This is a genomic window from Microbispora sp. H10836 (assembly GCF_012999525.1).
Lineage (GTDB): Bacteria > Actinomycetota > Actinomycetes > Streptosporangiales > Streptosporangiaceae > Microbispora.
Map to the genome: position 1 here is coordinate 184,647 of NZ_JABBWU010000009.1, position 16,593 is coordinate 201,239.

15 protein-coding genes and 1 tRNA gene are annotated in these 16,593 nt (G+C 69.9%); 13 read left to right on the forward strand and 3 right to left on the reverse strand.

What is annotated here, in order from left to right; translation table 11 throughout:
- Positions 1-177 precede the first annotated feature (177 nt).
- From accB to HHX30_RS18600, 9 genes are read left to right on the forward strand one after another with little or no spacing between them, the layout of a single operon-like run.
- Positions 178-699 carry an acetyl-CoA carboxylase biotin carboxyl carrier protein gene (accB, locus tag HHX30_RS18560; RefSeq protein ID WP_169983230.1) on the forward strand — a complete coding sequence of 174 codons (522 nt, stop codon included), beginning with the start codon at positions 178-180 and terminating at the stop codon, positions 697-699.
- Complete coding sequence (locus HHX30_RS18565) at positions 696-2,078, forward strand: acetyl/propionyl/methylcrotonyl-CoA carboxylase subunit alpha (protein WP_169983231.1); 1,383 nt, start codon at positions 696-698, stop codon at positions 2,076-2,078. Before accB ends, HHX30_RS18565 begins: the two co-directional genes overlap by 4 nt.
- Positions 2,079-3,551, forward strand: coding sequence for a pyruvate/oxaloacetate carboxyltransferase (locus HHX30_RS18570; RefSeq protein WP_169983232.1), 1,473 nt, complete (start codon positions 2,079-2,081; stop codon positions 3,549-3,551).
- Positions 3,548-4,399 (forward strand): HAD-IIA family hydrolase, encoded by an 852-nt coding sequence (locus HHX30_RS18575; RefSeq protein WP_169983233.1) that lies wholly within the window; start codon positions 3,548-3,550, stop codon positions 4,397-4,399. Before HHX30_RS18570 ends, HHX30_RS18575 begins: the two co-directional genes overlap by 4 nt.
- Entirely contained in the window at positions 4,396-6,240 is a 1,845-nt protein-coding gene (locus tag HHX30_RS18580; protein ID WP_169983234.1) for a PEP-utilizing enzyme, read from the forward strand. The genes HHX30_RS18575 and HHX30_RS18580 overlap by 4 nt, the downstream gene beginning before the upstream one ends.
- Positions 6,237-7,340 carry a PEP/pyruvate-binding domain-containing protein gene (locus tag HHX30_RS18585; RefSeq protein WP_169983235.1) on the forward strand — a complete coding sequence of 368 codons (1,104 nt, stop codon included), beginning with the start codon at positions 6,237-6,239 and terminating at the stop codon, positions 7,338-7,340. The genes HHX30_RS18580 and HHX30_RS18585 overlap by 4 nt, the downstream gene beginning before the upstream one ends.
- Positions 7,333-9,357, forward strand: coding sequence for an acetoacetate--CoA ligase (locus tag HHX30_RS18590; protein WP_169983236.1), 2,025 nt, complete (start codon positions 7,333-7,335; stop codon positions 9,355-9,357). The genes HHX30_RS18585 and HHX30_RS18590 overlap by 8 nt, the downstream gene beginning before the upstream one ends.
- Positions 9,354-10,250, forward strand: a complete 897-nt coding sequence (locus HHX30_RS18595) for an amidohydrolase family protein (RefSeq protein ID WP_169983237.1) — start codon at positions 9,354-9,356, stop codon at positions 10,248-10,250. The genes HHX30_RS18590 and HHX30_RS18595 overlap by 4 nt, the downstream gene beginning before the upstream one ends.
- A gap of 8 nt (positions 10,251-10,258) precedes the next feature.
- Positions 10,259-11,041, forward strand: a complete 783-nt coding sequence (locus HHX30_RS18600) for an IclR family transcriptional regulator (RefSeq protein WP_169983238.1) — start codon at positions 10,259-10,261, stop codon at positions 11,039-11,041.
- A gap of 206 nt (positions 11,042-11,247) precedes the next feature.
- Here HHX30_RS18600 and HHX30_RS40700 read toward each other — a convergent pair whose 3' ends face one another.
- Both HHX30_RS40700 and HHX30_RS18610 read right to left on the reverse strand, forming a co-directional pair.
- Positions 11,248-11,574 carry a hypothetical protein gene (locus HHX30_RS40700; RefSeq protein WP_211592185.1) on the reverse strand — a complete coding sequence of 109 codons (327 nt, stop codon included), beginning with the start codon at positions 11,572-11,574 and terminating at the stop codon, positions 11,248-11,250.
- Between the two features lie 657 nt (positions 11,575-12,231).
- Complete coding sequence (locus HHX30_RS18610) at positions 12,232-12,744, reverse strand: hypothetical protein (RefSeq protein WP_169983239.1); 513 nt, start codon at positions 12,742-12,744, stop codon at positions 12,232-12,234.
- A gap of 669 nt (positions 12,745-13,413) precedes the next feature.
- Between HHX30_RS18610 and HHX30_RS18615 the strand changes: the two genes are divergently transcribed.
- From HHX30_RS18615 to HHX30_RS18625, 3 genes are read left to right on the forward strand one after another with little or no spacing between them, the layout of a single operon-like run.
- Complete coding sequence (locus tag HHX30_RS18615; protein ID WP_311922602.1) at positions 13,414-14,070, forward strand: replication initiator; 657 nt, start codon at positions 13,414-13,416, stop codon at positions 14,068-14,070.
- The gene (locus HHX30_RS18620; protein WP_169983241.1) at positions 14,067-14,309 is read left to right on the forward strand and encodes a helix-turn-helix domain-containing protein; all 243 of its coding nucleotides are present in this window, start codon (positions 14,067-14,069) and stop codon (positions 14,307-14,309) included. The genes HHX30_RS18615 and HHX30_RS18620 overlap by 4 nt, the downstream gene beginning before the upstream one ends.
- 1 nt (position 14,310) lies before the next feature.
- A complete protein-coding gene (locus HHX30_RS18625; protein ID WP_169983242.1) occupies positions 14,311-15,666 on the forward strand; it encodes a site-specific integrase in 1,356 nt (451 codons plus the stop codon).
- Here HHX30_RS18625 and HHX30_RS18630 read toward each other — a convergent pair.
- A tRNA-Val gene (locus tag HHX30_RS18630) sits at positions 15,640-15,711 on the reverse strand. The two genes, HHX30_RS18625 and HHX30_RS18630, sit on opposite strands and share 27 nt — an antisense overlap.
- A gap of 465 nt (positions 15,712-16,176) precedes the next feature.
- On the opposite strand from HHX30_RS18630, the gene HHX30_RS18635 reads away from it, so the two are divergent.
- Entirely contained in the window at positions 16,177-16,593 is a 417-nt protein-coding gene (locus tag HHX30_RS18635; protein WP_139575157.1) for an SsgA family sporulation/cell division regulator, read from the forward strand.

Below are 16,593 nucleotides of genomic sequence, written 5' to 3' on the forward strand. Positions count from 1 at the left end.
GTGCCACCTGCCACTCCTCTCGCCGACTACCACGAGAGATCAAACCACAACGGAGATCATTTCTTAGGCTGCAGATTCCGCTCAGGAGAATTTACCGATACTTCGTTGCGCCTGATGGAGAGCAAACGTAACTTCACCGTAACTACGACGACAATTCGGGCAATGGAGTCGGCACCGATGGACTTTGATCTTGAAGAGCTCGCCTCGATCATCGAGCTGCTGGACAAGGCAGATTTCCGGCACTTCAGGTTTGAGAAGGGCGACCTTCGCATCACAGTCAGCCGTGACGGGAACGTTCCGCTCGACCTCGCCGCACCGACCGTCCCGCCGCCCGCCGCAGTGCCGGGCGCTCCGGTGCAGGCCGCGCCCGCGTCGGCGGCCCCCGCCCCACTGAAGAACCCGGCGAAGACCCCCCTGAAGGCCCCGGCCCAGGCGGCCGCTGAACCGGACGAGGGCGAGATCGTGATCACGGCCCCGCTGCTCGGCACGTTCTACCGCTCCCCCAAGCCCGGCGAGCCCCCGTACGTCGAGATCGGCGACAAGGTCGAGCCTGACTCGGTGCTGTGCATCGTCGAGGTCATGAAGCTCATGAACTCCGTGCCCGCCGGGGTCTCCGGCGAGGTGACCAAGGTCTTCGCCGGAGACGGCGAACTCGTCGAGTACGGCAGCCCGCTGTTCGCCGTCAGGCCGGCAGCATGAGCCGTCAGGCCGACCGTACGCGGCAGCGGGTCTTCGTCGCCAACCGCGGGGAGATCGCCCTGCGCATCATCGAGGCGTGCGACCGGCTCGGCTTCGAGACCGTGCTCGGCGTCTCCAGCGCCGACCGCGACACGCTGGCCGCGCGCCGCGCCGGGCAGGTGGTCGTCCTCGGCGGCCCGCACGCCACCGGCAGCTACCTGTCGATCCCCTCCGTGCTACACACCGCCGTCTCCACCGGCTGCACCGCCGTCCACCCCGGGTACGGGTTCCTGTCCGAGCGGCCGGACTTCGCCCGGGAGTGCGCGGCGAACGGGCTGACCTTCGTCGGGCCGTCCCCCGAGGCGCTCGAAGCGCTCGGCGACAAGCTCTCGGCCCGCGAACTGGCCGAGTCCCTCGGCGTCCCGGTCTCCGCCGGCGGCTACGCCTCCTCCATCGCCGAGGCGGCCGAGCTGGCCGCCCGCATCGGGTACCCCGTGCTGATCAAGGCGGCGCACGGCGGCGGCGGGCGCGGCATGAAGCTGGTCGAGTCGGACGCCGGGCTGGCCGAGGCATGGGCGCTGGCCTCCGCCGAGGCCGAGGCCGCCTTTGGCGACGGCACGGTCTTCCTGGAGCGGTACGTCACCGACGCCAAGCACGTCGAGGTGCAGATCCTCGGCGACCGGCACGGCAACCGGATCCACCTGGGCGAGCGCGAGTGCTCGGTGCAGTACCGCTACCAGAAGATGGTCGAGGAGGCGCCCTGCGCGGCGCTGCCGCAGGCCACCAGGGAGCGGCTGCACGACAGCGCGCTGCGCATCGCGCGCGCGCTGGACTACGTCGGGCTCGGCACGGTCGAGTTCCTGTACGACGTGCGCCGCGACGAGCTGAACTTCCTGGAGGTCAACCCCCGGCTCCAGGTGGAGCACCCGGTCACCGAGGCCGTCACCGGAGTGGATCTGGTCCGCGAGCAGCTCCTCGCCGCGCTGGGCGAGCCGCTCTCGGTCCGCCAGGAGGACGTGCGGCTCACCGGGCACGCGATCGAGGCCAGGATCACCGCCCAGGACCCGTACGACCTGCTGCGGCCCTCCCCCGGGACGGTCACGCGGTGGCGGCCCCCCGTTGGCGGCGGCCTGCGACTCGACTCGCACATCTACGAGGGCTACGCCTTCCCGCCCTTCTACGACGCGCTGATGGGCAAGCTCGTCGCCTGGGGCACCGACCGGGCCGCCGCAGCGGCCCGGCTGAACGCCGCATTGGCCGCCTTCGAGATCGGCGGCGTCACCACGTCACGCGACCTGCTGCGGAGCATCACCCGGCACGGGGACTTCCTGGCCGGGACCGTGACCACGCACTGGCTGAACGACCGGTACAACGATCTGCTCGGCGATCGGAACGAGTGAATGACGGACATCAATCTCATCGACGTATCGCTGCGCGACGGCAACCAGAGCCTCTGGGGCGCCGTCGGCGTGACGACCAGGATGGTCGAGGGCGTAGCGCCCCTGCTCGACCAGGTCGGCTACCGGGCGGTGGAGATCGCATCGAGCACGGTGCTCGCGGTCGCCGTGCGGTTCCACAAGGAGGACCCGTGGGCACGGCTGCGCGCCGCCCGCGACCGCATGCCGAACACCAGGCTCGGCTTCCTCACCACCGGCAAGCGGTTCATCACCTTCTATCGCACCCCGGACGCCCTGTTCGAGCTGGCCTTCCGGCTGCTCGTACGCAACGGGGTGACCAGGCTGTGGATCATCGACCCGATGCACGACATGGCCGGCGCCAAGCGGATGGCCGCGATGGCGCGGCGCGCCGGGTTCGAGGAGATCGTGGGCGGCGTCTGCTACACGACCAGCCCGGTGCACACCGACGTCTACTATGCCGAGCGGATCGCCGAGCTGGACGGCTGCCCCGACATCGACAACGTCTACCTCAAGGACCCGGCCGGGCTGCTCACCCCCGAGCGGCTGTCCACGCTGGTGCCGATGCTCCAGTCGAAGCTGTCGCGGCTGCGGCTGAACGAGCTGCACAGCCACAGCACGACCGGGCTGTCCCCGCTGACCGCACTGACCGCCGCCGACCACGGGATCGACACGATCCACTGCGCGCTGCCGCCGCTCGCGAACGGCAACTCGCACCCCGCCGCGCAGCGGCTGGTCCGCAACCTGCGTGCCCGCGGCCATCGGCTGGACGTGGACCTCGACGCGATGGACCGAGCGTCGGCCTACCTGACCAGGCAGGCCAAAATCAAGCGGCTGCCCGCCGGAGTCCCGGCCGAGTACGACCAGGACTACTACCGGCACACCATCCCGGGCGGTGTCCAGTCCACCCTGGCGCGCCAGCTCGGCGAGCTGGGCCGCCCCGAGCTGGTCCCCGCCGTGATCGAGGAGTCCGTACGGGTCCGGGAGGACCTGGGCTGGCCGATCGTCATGACGCCGTTCGCCCAGTACATCGTGACGCAGGCCACGCTGAACGTGATCACCGGTGAGCGGTACCGGCAGATCTCCGACGAGGTCGTGGACTTGCTGCGCGGCGACTTCGGTCCGCTGCCCGGCCCGGTGAACCAGGACCTGCTCGACCGGGCGCTCAGCACCAAGCGCGGCAGCCGGCCGGCCGACGACGGCAGCTCCGACATCACGCTGGCCGAACTGCGCAAGCGGTTCGGCGAGACCACCAGCGACGAGGATCTGCTGCTCCGCGCGGTCATGCCCGCCGAGCAGGTGGACGCCATGGTCGCGGCGCGTGGTTCCTCACCGGCGTCCACGCTCCGGAACCTGCTGCGGTCGGTGGAGGACCGGCCGAGACTCACCACGGTCTCCGTCCAGCTCGGCGACACCCGGCTCGACCTGACCAGGAACGCCCCCGAGGAGGCCCGATGACCGGCCCGCTGCACGCGATCGACGCCTGGGTGCTCGACGTGGACGGCTGCCTGATGCGTACCGCCCACGCGGGCGGCGCGGGCGGCACGCCGATGCCGGACGCCGTGCGGTTCGTGTCCGCACTGAAGGCGGCCGGCCACGAGGTGGTGATATGCACCAACGCCTCCGAGCAGCCGCCGGGGACGTACGCCGAGCACCTGCGCGCGCACGGTTTCGACATCGCCGACGACCACTTCGTCACCGCGGGCAGCGCTGCCGCCGATTTCATCGCCAGGGAGCACCCCGGCGCCCGGGTGCTCGTCGTCGGCGAGGAGGGCCTGCGCGACCCGCTGCGCCGCCTGGGCGTCGCGCTGGCCGACCCGGGCGACCTGGCCGACGTGGTCGTGGTCGGCGCGGCCCGGTCGTACGGGACGGCCGAACTGAACGCGGCCGGCCTCGCGGTGGACGCGGGCGCCCCTCTCTACACCACCGTGGACGTCCGCTGGTTCCACGGCGGGCTCGGCAAGTCCATCTGCGCCTCCGCGGCGATCGCCAACGCGATCGGCTGGGTGGCCGGCGCCGAGCCCCGGGTGCTCGGCAAGCCCTCGCCCGCCCTGGCCGCGACTCTGGCCCACCGGCTCGGCCGGCCGCCGGGCCGTGTCGCCGTCGTCGGCGACGCCCTCGTCGAGGTACGTCTGGCACGGCACATGGGAGCGCACGCCCTTCTCGTCCTCAGCGGGGCGACCACACCGGAACAGCTCGACGGCGTGTCACAGGAAGAACGACCGGACGCGGTATACGCCGACGTCGCGGAGCTTTACCGGCTCCTCACCCCTCACCTCACCATGTCCGAAGGAGTCACGGCATGACCGCCAACGATAACTCCAGGTTCCCCTTCTTCAACGAGGCCCAGGCCCCCGACGGCGCTGCGGGCTGGGAGTCGATGTATCCGTACTTCCTGGTGCCGAGCGAGGAGACCCGTGAGGAGGAGAACTCTCGGTTCTGGTTCGCCGACACGATGCACTGGTCGCGCGGGGTCCACCCGTTCGACAGCATCGGCGCCGAGGCGGTCTACCTGGGGGCCGGCCAGAACAGCACCCGGATCTTCGTGCTGCCGACCTCGCTCGGCCTGGACGTGCGGGTTGTCAACGGCTATGTGTACATCTCGCCGATCGCGGTGACCGACCCGGAGGAGATCGGGCGGCGGGCCTCGTTCTTCCAGGAGCGAGCAGGCTACTACTACGCCAACTGGGACGAGCTGTACGGCCGCTGGAAAGAGAAGATGCTGGCCGCGATCGAGTCCATGCGGACCCTGAAGTTCACGCCGCTGCCCGAGCTGGACCCGGTCGAGGTGGTCACCGAGGCCCGCGGCCGGTCGGTGTCGTGGGACTTGATCGAGAACTACCACCGCCTGATCGACGAGTTCTTCCTGGTCTGGCAGTACCACTTCGAGTTCCTCAACCTCGGCTACGGCGGTTACATCACGTTCTTCCAGTTCTGCCGCCAGGCGTTCCCGCAGATCAGTGAGCAGGACGTGGCCCGGATGGTCGCGGGCGTGGACGTGCTGGCGTTCCGGCCGGACGACGAGCTACGCCGACTGGCCGTGCTGGCCGGTGAGCTGGACCTGGCCGACCGGTTCGCCGGGTTCACCGCCACGTCGGCCGCCGACGCGCTGCTGGACGCGCTGGCCGAGACCGAGAACGGCCAGGTCTGGCTGAAGGCGTTCGAGAAGGCCAAGGACCCCTGGTTCAACTACTTCGCCGAGTACGGCTTCACCCACGACCAGGACACCTGGGCGGGCAACCTGTCCATTCCGCTCACCGGAATCGCGCGTTACGTCGCGAAGCTCCAGGCCGGTGAGGACATCAGCCGCCCGGTGGCCAGGCTGCGCGAGGAGCGGGACCGGCTGGTCGCCGAGTATCGCGCGCTGCTCACCGAGGAGGAGGCCCGCCAGTTCGACGAGCTGCTCAACCTGGCCCGGACGGTGTTCCCGTACATCGAGGAGCACAACATCTACGTCGAGCACTGGGCGCACGCGGTCTTCTGGGAGAAGGCCTGGGAGCTGGGCGGCCTGCTGGTGTCGGCCGGGTTCACCCGGGAGCGTGACGACGTGTTCTACCTGAACCGCTTCGAGCTGGACACCGTCCTGTTCGACGTCGTCGAGTCCTGGGCGATCGGCGTCCCGGCCCGTGGCTCCAAGCGCTGGCAGGCCGAGATCGACCGCCGCCGCGGCATCATGGCCGCCCTGCAAAGCCAGGTGGCGCCCCCCGCCTACGGCATCCCGCCCGAGCAGGTGACCGACCCGTTCGCCGTCATGAACTACGGCGTCACCACGGAGCGGGTGCAGGAGTGGCTAGGCGCGGCGAGCGGCGGCGACGCCCGGCTCACCGGCATCCCCGGCGGCCCCGGCACGGTCGAGGGCGTGGTGCGGGTGCTGCGCACCGAGAACGACCTCGGGCTGCTGCAGCCCGGCGAGATCCTGGTCGCGCCGATCACCGCGCCGTCCTGGGCGGCGGCGTTCTCCGTCGCGGTCGGCGTGGTCACCGACATCGGCGGCATGATGAGCCATGCCGCCATCGTCTGCCGTGAGTACGGCCTGCCCGCCGTGGTGGGCACCGGCTTCGCCACGGCGAGGCTGAAGACCGGTCAGCGGGTCCGGGTGGACGGCGAAACCGGTGTCGTGACGATCCTGACCGAGGCGGGCGAATGACGGTCTACACGGTTCCGTTCGACTCCGAGGCGTGCCGCGACGTGCGCGAGGTCGGCGGCAAGGCGCTCGGCCTGGCCGAGATGACCGCCGCCGGGCTGCCGGTCGCACCCGGTTTCACGGTGACCGCCGCCGCCTACCGCGACTTCCTGGACGAGAACGGGCTGCGTGATGACGTCCGGCGCATCCTCGGCCAGGTGGATCCGGACGACCGGTCCACGTACGACGCGGCGGAGCGGGCGCTGACCGAGCGGCTGAGCCGGGCGCCGCTGCCTGCGCGGGTCGCCGACGAGGTGCGCCGCGCGTACGCCGAGCTGAACGCGCGGATCGGCGGGGGCGATGTCCCGGTGGCCGTCCGTTCCAGCGCCACCGCCGAGGACTCCGGCGGCGACAGCTTCGCCGGGGAGTTCGAGACCTGGGTGGACGTGGTCGGCGCTGAGGACGTGCTGGCCCACGTGCACCGCTGCTATCTGAGCGTCTTCACCGGCCGGGTGTTGTCGTACGCGGTGGAGCGCGGCATCGACCTGCGGACCGTCGAGATGGCGGTCGTGGTGCAGAAGACCGTCCGGGCCAGGTCGGCGGGCGTCATGTTCACGCTCGACCCGATCACCGGCGACCGGTCCAGGATCGTCCTCGAATCGAGCTGGGGCCTCGGCTTGTCCGTCGTCGGCGGCGAGGTCACCCCTGACCGGTACGTGGTCAACAAGGTGGGGCTCAGCCTGGACCAGCGTGTCCTGGGCGACAAGCGGGTGGAGTACCGCAGGGGCGACCGGCCGGTGCCGGTACCGGAGGACCGCAGGGAACGGCTCTGCCTGGAGGACCACGAGGTGCTTGCCCTGGCCGCGCTCGGCCGCAAGCTCGAACAGCTCCAGGGCAGGCCGCAGGACATCGAGTTCGCCATCGACGAGGACCTGCCGCAGGACGCCAACCTGGTGCTGCTCCAGTGCCGCCCGGAGACCGTGTGGAGCTCGGTCAAACGCGCCCCGGCGTTCGACGCGGGCACGGGCCTGATGTCGTGGATCGTCGGTTCGATCGGAGCGGGAGCCCGGACGCCCGCCGGGGCGGGCGACGGTCACGGGCACGGAGGTCACCGTCATGGCTGACCCGACGGTGGACCTGGCCGCCCGCTCCGCCGCCGCGGGTCTCGAACCGCTGACGTCCCCACCGTACGACTCCTCCCGCGAGTCGGGCGTGCAGCGCTACCTGCGCTGGCTGGAGACCGAGCGCGGGCTGCGGTTCTCCGGGTGGGACGAGCTGTGGCGCTGGTCGGTCACCGACCTCGAAGGGTTCTGGGCGTCGATCTGGGACTACTTCGGGGTCCGGGCGCACACACCGTACGAGAAGGTGCTCGGCCGCAGGGAGATGCCCGGTGCCGAATGGTTCCCCGGGGCCACGCTCAACTACGCGGAGCACGCGTTCGGCCTGCCGGAGGACGCGGACACGGTCGCGATCGTGGCCCACTCGCAGAACCGGCCGCCCATGGAGCTGACATTCGGCGACCTGCGCGCCCAGGTGGCCAGGGCCCAGGCGGGCCTGCGCCGGCTGGGTGTAGGCCGGGGCGACCGGGTCGTGGCCTACCTGCCGAACATCCCGGAGACCATGGTGGCGTTCCTGGCCACCGCCGGTCTCGGCGCGGTGTGGGCGAGTTGCTCTCCAGAGTTCGGCCCAGCCGGCATCGTGGACAGGTTCGAGCAGATCGAGCCGACTGTGCTGCTCACCGTCTCCGAATACACCTACGGCGCCAAGCACATCGACCGCAGGGCGGCTGTGGAGGAGATCAGGGCCGGGCTGCCGACGCTCAAGCACGTCGTGCACGTGCCGAACGGCACACAGGACCTGCCGGGGACGCTGTCCTGGGCGGAGCTGCTCGGCGATCCGGGCGACGCGCCGGGCGAGCCCGCGTTCGAGCCGGTGCCGTTCGACCACCCGCTGTGTGTGCTGTTCACCTCCGGGACGACCGGCAGGCCCAAGCCGATCGTGCACGGGCACGGCGGCGTGCTGCTGGAGCACCTGAAGAACCACGCGCTCCAGTGGGATCTCCAGCCTGGCGACCGGCTGCTGTGGTTCTCCACCACAGCGTGGATGGTGTGGAACATGCTGGTCTCCGCGCTACTGACCCGCAGCTCGGTCGTCCTGATCGACGGCGATCCGACATATCCGGACCTGAACTTCCAGTGGCGGCTCGCGGAGCACACCCGGACGACGCTGATGGGCATCAGCCCGCCGTACCTGATGGCGTGCCGCAAGGCCGGGCTCAACCCGGGCCGCGACTTCGACCTGTCCAGCATCCGGCAGATCGGCGCGGTCGGCAGCCCGCTGGCCGCGGAGGGCTACCGGTGGATCCACGAGCAGTTCGGCGACGACGTGCTGCTCAACGTGGGCAGCGGTGGCACCGACGTGTGCACCGGCATCGTGCAGGGCAGCCCCGAGCAGCCGGTCTGGCTCGGCGAGATGTCCGGCCCCAGCCTCGGCGTGGACGCCAAGGCGTACGACGAGAAGGGCGACGTCGTGGTCGGCGAGCTGGGCGAGCTGGTGATCACCTCGCCGATGCCGTCCATGCCGGTCGGCTTCTGGGGCGACCGGGACGGCAGCCGCTACCGCGACGCGTACTTCGGCACCTACCCCGGGGTGTGGCGGCACGGCGACTGGATCAGGTTCAGCGAGCTGGGCAGCAGCGTGATCACCGGCCGATCCGACGCCACGCTCAACCGCGGCGGCGTACGCCTCGGCACCGCCGAGTTCTACCGGGCGGTGGAGGAGATCGACGGCGTCGCGGACAGCCTCGTCGTCCACCTGGAAGACCCGGAGGGCGGCACCGGTGAGCTGCTGCTGTTCGTCGTCCCCTCCGCCGGCGGGCCGCTCGACGAAACGCTGCGGGACACGATCGTCCGGACGATCCGCACCGGGCTCTCGCCCCGGCACGTCCCGGACCGGATCCTTCGGCTGGCGAAGGTCCCGTACACCCGGACCGGCAAGAAGCTGGAACTCCCGGTGAAGCGGATCCTGCGCGGCGAGGCGCCTCAGGCCGTGGTCAACATGGACGCGGTCGCCGACCCCGACACGCTCACCGCCTTCGCCGACCTCGCCCGGCACCGCACTCACCCGCAGGGAGAAGCATGACCACCCGCTACGAACCCGCCATCGACGTCGCCGGCGTCGTGGCCATCGACGTGCACACCCACATCGAGGCCGACCGCGACCACCGGCACTTCGCGCTCGACGACGAACTGCTCGCCGCCTCCGCGAAGTACTTCAAGTCCGGCGACAACCGCACGCCGACCATCGACGAGCTGGCCTCCTACTACCGCGAGCGGAACATGGCCGCCGTCGTCTTCACCGTGGACGCCTCAACCGGGATGAACCACCCGGCGCTATCCAGCGAGGAGATCGCCGAACAGGCCGCGGAGCACGCCGACGTGCTCATCCCGTTCGGGTCCGTGGACCCGCGCCGCGGCTCGGCCGCCGTCGCCCAGGCCCGCCGCCTGGTCGAGGAGTACGGCGTGCGCGGCTTCAAGTTCCATCCCAGCATGCAGGCGTTCGAGCCGAACTCCACCGAGTTCTACCCGCTGTACGCGGCGCTGGAGGAGCTGGGGGTGGTCGCGCTGTTCCACACCGGCCAGACCGGCATCGGCAGCGGGCTCCCCGGCGGCCGGGGCATCAAGCTGCGGTACGCCGACCCGATGCTGATCGACGACGTCGCGGCCGACTTCCCCGGCCTGGACATCGTCATGGCCCACCCGGCCGTGCCCTGGGTGGACGCGCAGATCTCGATCGCCACGCACAAGCCGAACGTCTACATCGACCTCAGTGGCTGGTCGCCCAAGTACTTCCCGCCGCAGCTCGTCCGGCAGGCGAACTCGCTGCTCAAGCACAAGGTGCTGTTCGGCTCCGACTATCCGCTGCTCAGCCCGGACCGGTGGCTGTCCGATTTCGGCAAGCTGGAGATCAAGGACGAGGTACGGTCGCTAATCATGAAGGACAACGCGATCCGGCTGCTTCGGCTCACAGCGTAGAGGGAGCGATGGAAACCCTCGAGTCGGGGTCGCCGCTGGAATCGGTCGACCGGGCGCTACGCCTGGTCGAGATGCTGCGTCACGGCGAACTGCTGACCGTCAAGGCCGCGGCGGAACGCCTCGCCGTCGCACCCTCCACCGCGCACCGGCTGCTCGGCGCGCTGATCTACCGCGGCTTCGCCGTACAGGACCGGGAACGCCGGTACCGCGCGGGCCCGGCGATCAGTCAGCAGCACGACACCGCCCTGAGCACGAGCGAGCTCAGGGCGACGGCCCGGGCCGGGCTCGACCACCTGCACGCCGCCGTCGGCGAGACCGTCCAGCTCATGGTGCTGCAACGATGGAGCATCAAGTTCATCGACGGAATCGAGTGCGACGCCCCGCTCCGGGTCGGCGTGCGGGTCGGCGACCTGATGCCCGCGTACTGCTCGGCCGGGGGCAAGGCCCTGCTTGCCGAGTTGAGCAACACCGACCTGGAGATGCTGCACAGGGGCGGCCTACCGCCTTGGCCCACCGCCAGGATCGCCACGCTGGCCGCGCTGAAGACCCAGCTCATGACCGTCCGCAGGCGCGGCTACGGCATGAACAACGAGGAAACCGAGCAGGGAGTGAGCGGCGTCGGCGTGGCCATCCGCGACCCGGCGGGCAAGGCCGTCGCCGCCTTCACCGTCGCCGTTCCCTCGGTCCGGTTCGATCGCTCCGGCGTCTCGGCGTACGTGGCCTCGCTACGCGAGGCCGTCGAGCTGACCCAGGCCCAGATCAGCGACCTATCCCGCCGCGCCCCGCAGTGATCCCAGCGCGATGCCCCGACCATCGGCCGCGCCGATCGGCTGCGCTATGAGCAGGCTGGCCGCCGAGGTGGGCGTACAGCACTTTGGAGCCCTTGGGGATGTCGCCATTACGGACGAGGCCGATCGGCCCGGCCAGGCCGCCGCGTCGGCGGAGGCGTCGATGCCCAGCATCCTGCGCGGGCGGTCCTGGCCGGCGCAACCGGCGATCATCCCGCCCTGGGGGCTGCCGGTGACGCTGCACACCACGACGGTGTCGAAGAACACTCGACCTCGCGTTCCTGCTGCTCCACCTCGTAGGCCCAGTTGGCGAATCCCAGGCCGCCGAGCGGATGGTCGGAGGCACCGGCGGGGATGGCGTACGGCGTGCCGCCGGCGGCGCGGACGTGGTCGATCGCCCGGTTCCAGCTGTCCTCGAACCCGATGCCGAACTCCGCCTGCACCAGCCGGACTTCGGCGCCCATGACGCGCGACAGCAGGATGTTGCCCACCTTGTAGTTGACGGCGTCCGGCCAGTCGACCCAGCTCTCCTGCACCAAAACGGCTTCAGCCCGAGCCGTGCCGCGACCGCGGCCACCTGACGGGTGTGGTTGGACCGCACACCGCCGATGCTCACGAGGGTGGTGTGTGCGACGGCGGTCGCTTAGCCGGCGGCCTGATGGCGCTGCGCGGCGTCGGGAGTGATCCGGGCGACCAGATACTCGCGCAGGGCCGCTCGTCGGTCTGGGACGGGCAGTGACGGCTCATCCGAGGTCAGATCGGGGTCAGACGATCAAAAAGCCGGGCCCCTGATCTCGGGATCCGGCTCCTGACCTGCGCTAACGTGGTGGGCGATACTGGGATCGAATCAGTGACCTCTTCGGTGCGAACGCGGGTTGCGCTTCCGCCTGCGATTCTGCGACTGCCGTTCCGTGTCGCTCATTTCGCGTGCGGTCTCTACTGGTACGCCGTGAGACGGTCCGCGATCAGACTGTTCACTGACTTTTCGCTGACTCCTGCGCCATCGGCCCGGCCTTCCCTCCGCGCGCGGCGACCGCTCGACTCGCCACAACACCGAGGGCGCCGACGGCGGCCGGGCCGGTGCTCAGCGCGCTGGTCGACGTCCTCGGCTCCCGGCCCGTGCTCGTCTGGACCAACGTCGTGCCGCGGCCTGCGCCCTGGGCTCCTGCGGTCCCGAGCCCTGCCGAGCGACATCAGACACAGATCACGTAGACCTTGCCCCTGGCCTTCCTGGCGACGACCAGCCAGCCCGTCGGCGTGCCCTCCTTGGCCACGAAAGGAACACTCGCGATGATCTCCCGGCCGTTCTCCCCAAGCTCGTCGAAGAAGAATCCTCCACCCGTCGCGGTCTTCCCGTCGGGGCAGTAGACGAACTTGTTCCCCGAGCCGGGGAAGTTGAAGTCCGCAGTCTTGACGCTCGCCTTGACCGAGTCGGCCGGTCCCTGCGAGAGGTTCTCGTTCCACGAAAGCTGGCGTTCGCCAGCCCTGCACGTGGTCGTCTCGGCGACGATGCGTACGTCGCCCGACCTGTTCTTGACGCAAGCGTGGATGACATCGGAGTCCGAGGACGCGGCGGCGATGCCGCCCGCCGCGAAGAGGGACCCCGCGAGCACACCGACGGTCAAAGCAGCGATCGTGCGTCCACTGGAAGACTTGATGGCCATGGGATACACCTCTCCTGAGAAACCCGCATTCGCCGCGTTCACCGGCGAGGGCAGTTTGGGACGGGCCTCTTGCAATCGGCTTTCAGGGAGGTTGCGCTTGTCCGCCGTCCAAATCGCGGCAGACGTGGGGGCCGGTCAGTACGCCGGGTCTCGGTAGAGGCCGCGCTTGTTGATGTAACGCGCACGGCTCCGCTCTGACCAGCGCTCACTCTCGTTGAGCGGGTGAGGGCGGCTTTCGTGCTTGCAGCGCTTTTCATCGGTCTCGGCCGGTTTTCACGGGCATGTGCCCTCGATGTGCCCTGTGCGGCCCCGCACGCATCCCCTGCACTGATCACCTCGTACGCCGTCGACCCACCGCGGAGCGGCAGCGGGCCGGGGACGGAGGGGCAAGGCCGGCCTTGCGTGTACATCAACCTGGTCGCGGTTCCTCGATCATCGGATGCCATGGGTCACGGCCGGCCTTGAGCCGGAGGAGCCGGTCTGCTGGGCTTGCCTGGGTCGATGGCGGGCGAGGCGATCAGGCTCCCCAGCCACCTACGGACCTCGGTTTGAGCGCCGTGATCACCTCGGGGCCGGAGATCCCCCGCCGGAGGCAAAGAAGGACCTCGGCCAACTGCGGCGCGTCCGTCTGGTCGCGGCGGTCTGCCTCGTGCTCGTCCTGGTGGTCCCGTTTCCTGCGGGCGTCATGCGTCTGCCTGGGATCGGGCGCGACTGGCGTCGGCGCGGACGGGACCGGCCCGAAGAGGTCGCACGCCCGGCCGCGTCCGGACGCGCCGCGCCACCGCCGCCCGGCACGGGCGGCGGCTTGATGCTCCTGACCTCGGCCAGCCGACCCGGCATCTCGTATGGGGCGAGCAGATCGACATACGGCCCATCGACCCCGGCGACCTCCACGACGGACAGCACCTGTCCGAGCGTGCCGTGGCGGCCTACGTCGCCAAGTACGCCACCAAGGCGGCGGAGACCTCCGGCACCCTCGACCGGCGGGTCAAGCCACACGACCTGCCCACGCTCCACAAGCAGGGCGTCTCCGAGCACGCGGCCCGGCTCATCCGCACCGCTTGGGACCTCGGTGACCCCGACACGTACCCGGTGCTCACGGGGCTGCGGCTGCGGGACTGGGCGCACATGCGCGGCTTCCGCGGCCACTTCTCCACCAAGAGCCGCACCTACTCGACCACCCTCACCCGGCTGCGCCAGGCCCGGGCCGACTTCCGCCTGCGCATGACCTTCGCCCGGCTGCCCTACGACCCCGGCAGCACCCTCGTCGTCGGCTCCTGGGCCTATGCCGGCCAAGGCTTCACTCCCGGCGAGGCGGCGCTCGCCATGCAGCTCACTGACGACACAGCAGGAGGTAACTCGTCATGAACAACGTGATCTCGCTCGCTCCCCGGCAGGACGCTCCTGCCGCCCAGGCCGCCGAGGACGACCGGGCCGTCTACACGGTGCCGGAGGTCGCACGGCTCCTGTCGCTGTCGCGGGGCAGCGCCTACACCCTCGTCCGGGAGGGCACGATCCCGGCCCTGCGGATGGGCGGCCGGTGGATCACCCCGAAGCGGCGGTTCCACGCCTGGCTGGACGGCCTGACCGAGGAAGGGCGCCGCTGACATGGGGCACATCGTGAAGACCAAGGCGGGCACCTACCGGGCCAACTGGCGCGACCACACCGACCGCCAGCGGTCCAAGACCTTCGCCACGAAGAAGGAGGGCACCGCCTTCCTCGCCGAGATCAGCAGCTCGCTCAACCGCGGCACCTACGTCGACCCCCACGCGGGCAAGACCAAGTTCGGGCCGTACGTGACCAAGTGGATGCTGTCGCGCAACCACGAGATCACCACCGTGGCCCGCGACGACTCGATAATGCGGACCCATGTGCTGCCGCGCTGGCGGGACGTCCCCCTCGGGCGCATCGACCACAGCGCGGTGCAGACGTGGGTCAGCGACCTGAGCAAGCGCCTCGCCCCCGCGACCGTGGCCGAGTGCCACCGGCTGCTGTCGACCGTGCTCAAGTCGGCCGTTCGTGACCGGATCGTCGGTGCCAACCCGTGCGAGGGTGTACGGCTGCCCAAGCGGCGGCGCAAGGCGGGCGACGATCGGATCATCAGCCGTGAGGACCTGGCCGTGCTGCTCCCCCACGTCCCTGGACGCTACCGGGCGCTCGTCGGCCTGGCCGCCGGCACCGGCCTCCGCTGGGGTGAGTGCGTGGGCCTGCGCTGGGATGCCGTCGACCTCGACGCCGGAACCGTACGAGTGGAGCGGGTGGCCGTCGAGGTAGCGGGCACGGTGACGCACAAGCCTTACCCCAAGTCCAAGGCCGGACGGCGGGAAGTCCCCCTTCCGCCCTTCGTCGTCGAGCTGCTCGCCGCGCACCGTGAGCGCTACCCAGCCGGACCGGTCGGAGAGGTGTTCACCAACGCGGCGGGCGGCCCTCTCCGCCGCACGCTCTTCCGGTCTCGGGACTGGCGCCCATCGCTCGTCCGGGCCGGACTGCTGGGCAAGGTCGTGGAGGCCGGGCCGGGTGTCTTCCTCGGCGTCTGGCAGGACAAGGAGGGCCTGGAGCACCGCCAGGAGTTCCCGACCCACCGGGAGGCCGTGATGCACGTCGCCAAGCACGCGGCCGAGGGGCTGAGGTTCCACGATCTGCGCCACTGCTACGCCACGTGGCTCGTCTCCGACGGCGTCCCCGTGAACGACGTGGCGCGCCTCCTCGGGCACGAGCAGATGTCCACGACGCTCAACCGTTACACGCACTCCTCGCGCGACCGCTACGGCAGGGCTCGGGCGGTCTTCGCTGACTTTTCGCTGACTCCTGCCCCAGAAACCAGACAATCCGCCCCGCCGCTGATCTCCACGGCGAGGAGGACCCGAGCTAGAGCCAAAGCTTTGAACAGCGAAAAGGCCCGTTGGAGTGGTGATTTCCGACGGGCCTTGATCGTGTGGGCGATACTGGGATCGAACCAGTGACCTCTTCGGTGTGAACGAAGCGCTCTCCCGCTGAGCTAATCGCCCGGGATCGTCTGCGCCTCGCGGCGCCGACGGGGAAAACCATACCGCACCCGAGGGGGTGATGGCGAAAGCACGGCCCGGTCGGCTCGATCGTCCCGCCTTCGTCAACACCTTCGAAAGGTTCGCCAGACCGTCCCCGGCGTGGGGGTGTGGTGTCATAGCATCGTGATGCTCCATGCTCGACCTATACGCACGACCTGAGATCATTCGCCCGCAATGGCATCGCCGACGCGGCCCCGCCGACACGCAAAGCAGAGGTAAGGACAAGCCTGTTGGTGATGTTTGAGCTGGTAGATGACCGAATGTCAAGCTGTGATGTGCGTTACAGAAGGGCCTGGAGGCGGAATCTTTCCTACGGGTCTCTTCGTTCGTCTCGTAGCGCGAGAGCCCGGCGAGGCCCGACCGGACAGTGAAGACGCAGTGAAAGCCCCTGACAGGGGACCCGACGACGAAAAGGTTTGGCTGACGATGAACAGCACCACCGTCTCTGCCGAGCTAGGCCTTCGGCTTGTGGTCCCCGACCGTACGACCGTCCCCTTGCTCGCCGGCCTGAGTTACACGGCCGAGGATCCGTACGCCATCCGGATGGCCTTCCACGTGGGGAATGACGAACCGGTCGAGTGGATCTTCGCCCGTGAGCTGCTGACCGTCGGCATCGTGCGGCGCGTCGGGGACGGCGACGTCCAGGTGTGGCCGGCCCGGTCGGACGGCGAGCGCACGCTCAACATCAGCCTCACCTCACCCTTCGGCCAGGCCCTGTTCGAGGTGCCGCTGGCCCCTCTCACCGAGTTCCTGCACCGGACCTACGAGCTCGTCTCCGCCGGCCGTGAGACCGACTTCATGGACCTGGACGAGGAGCTCACCAACATGCTCTGGAGTTCCTAG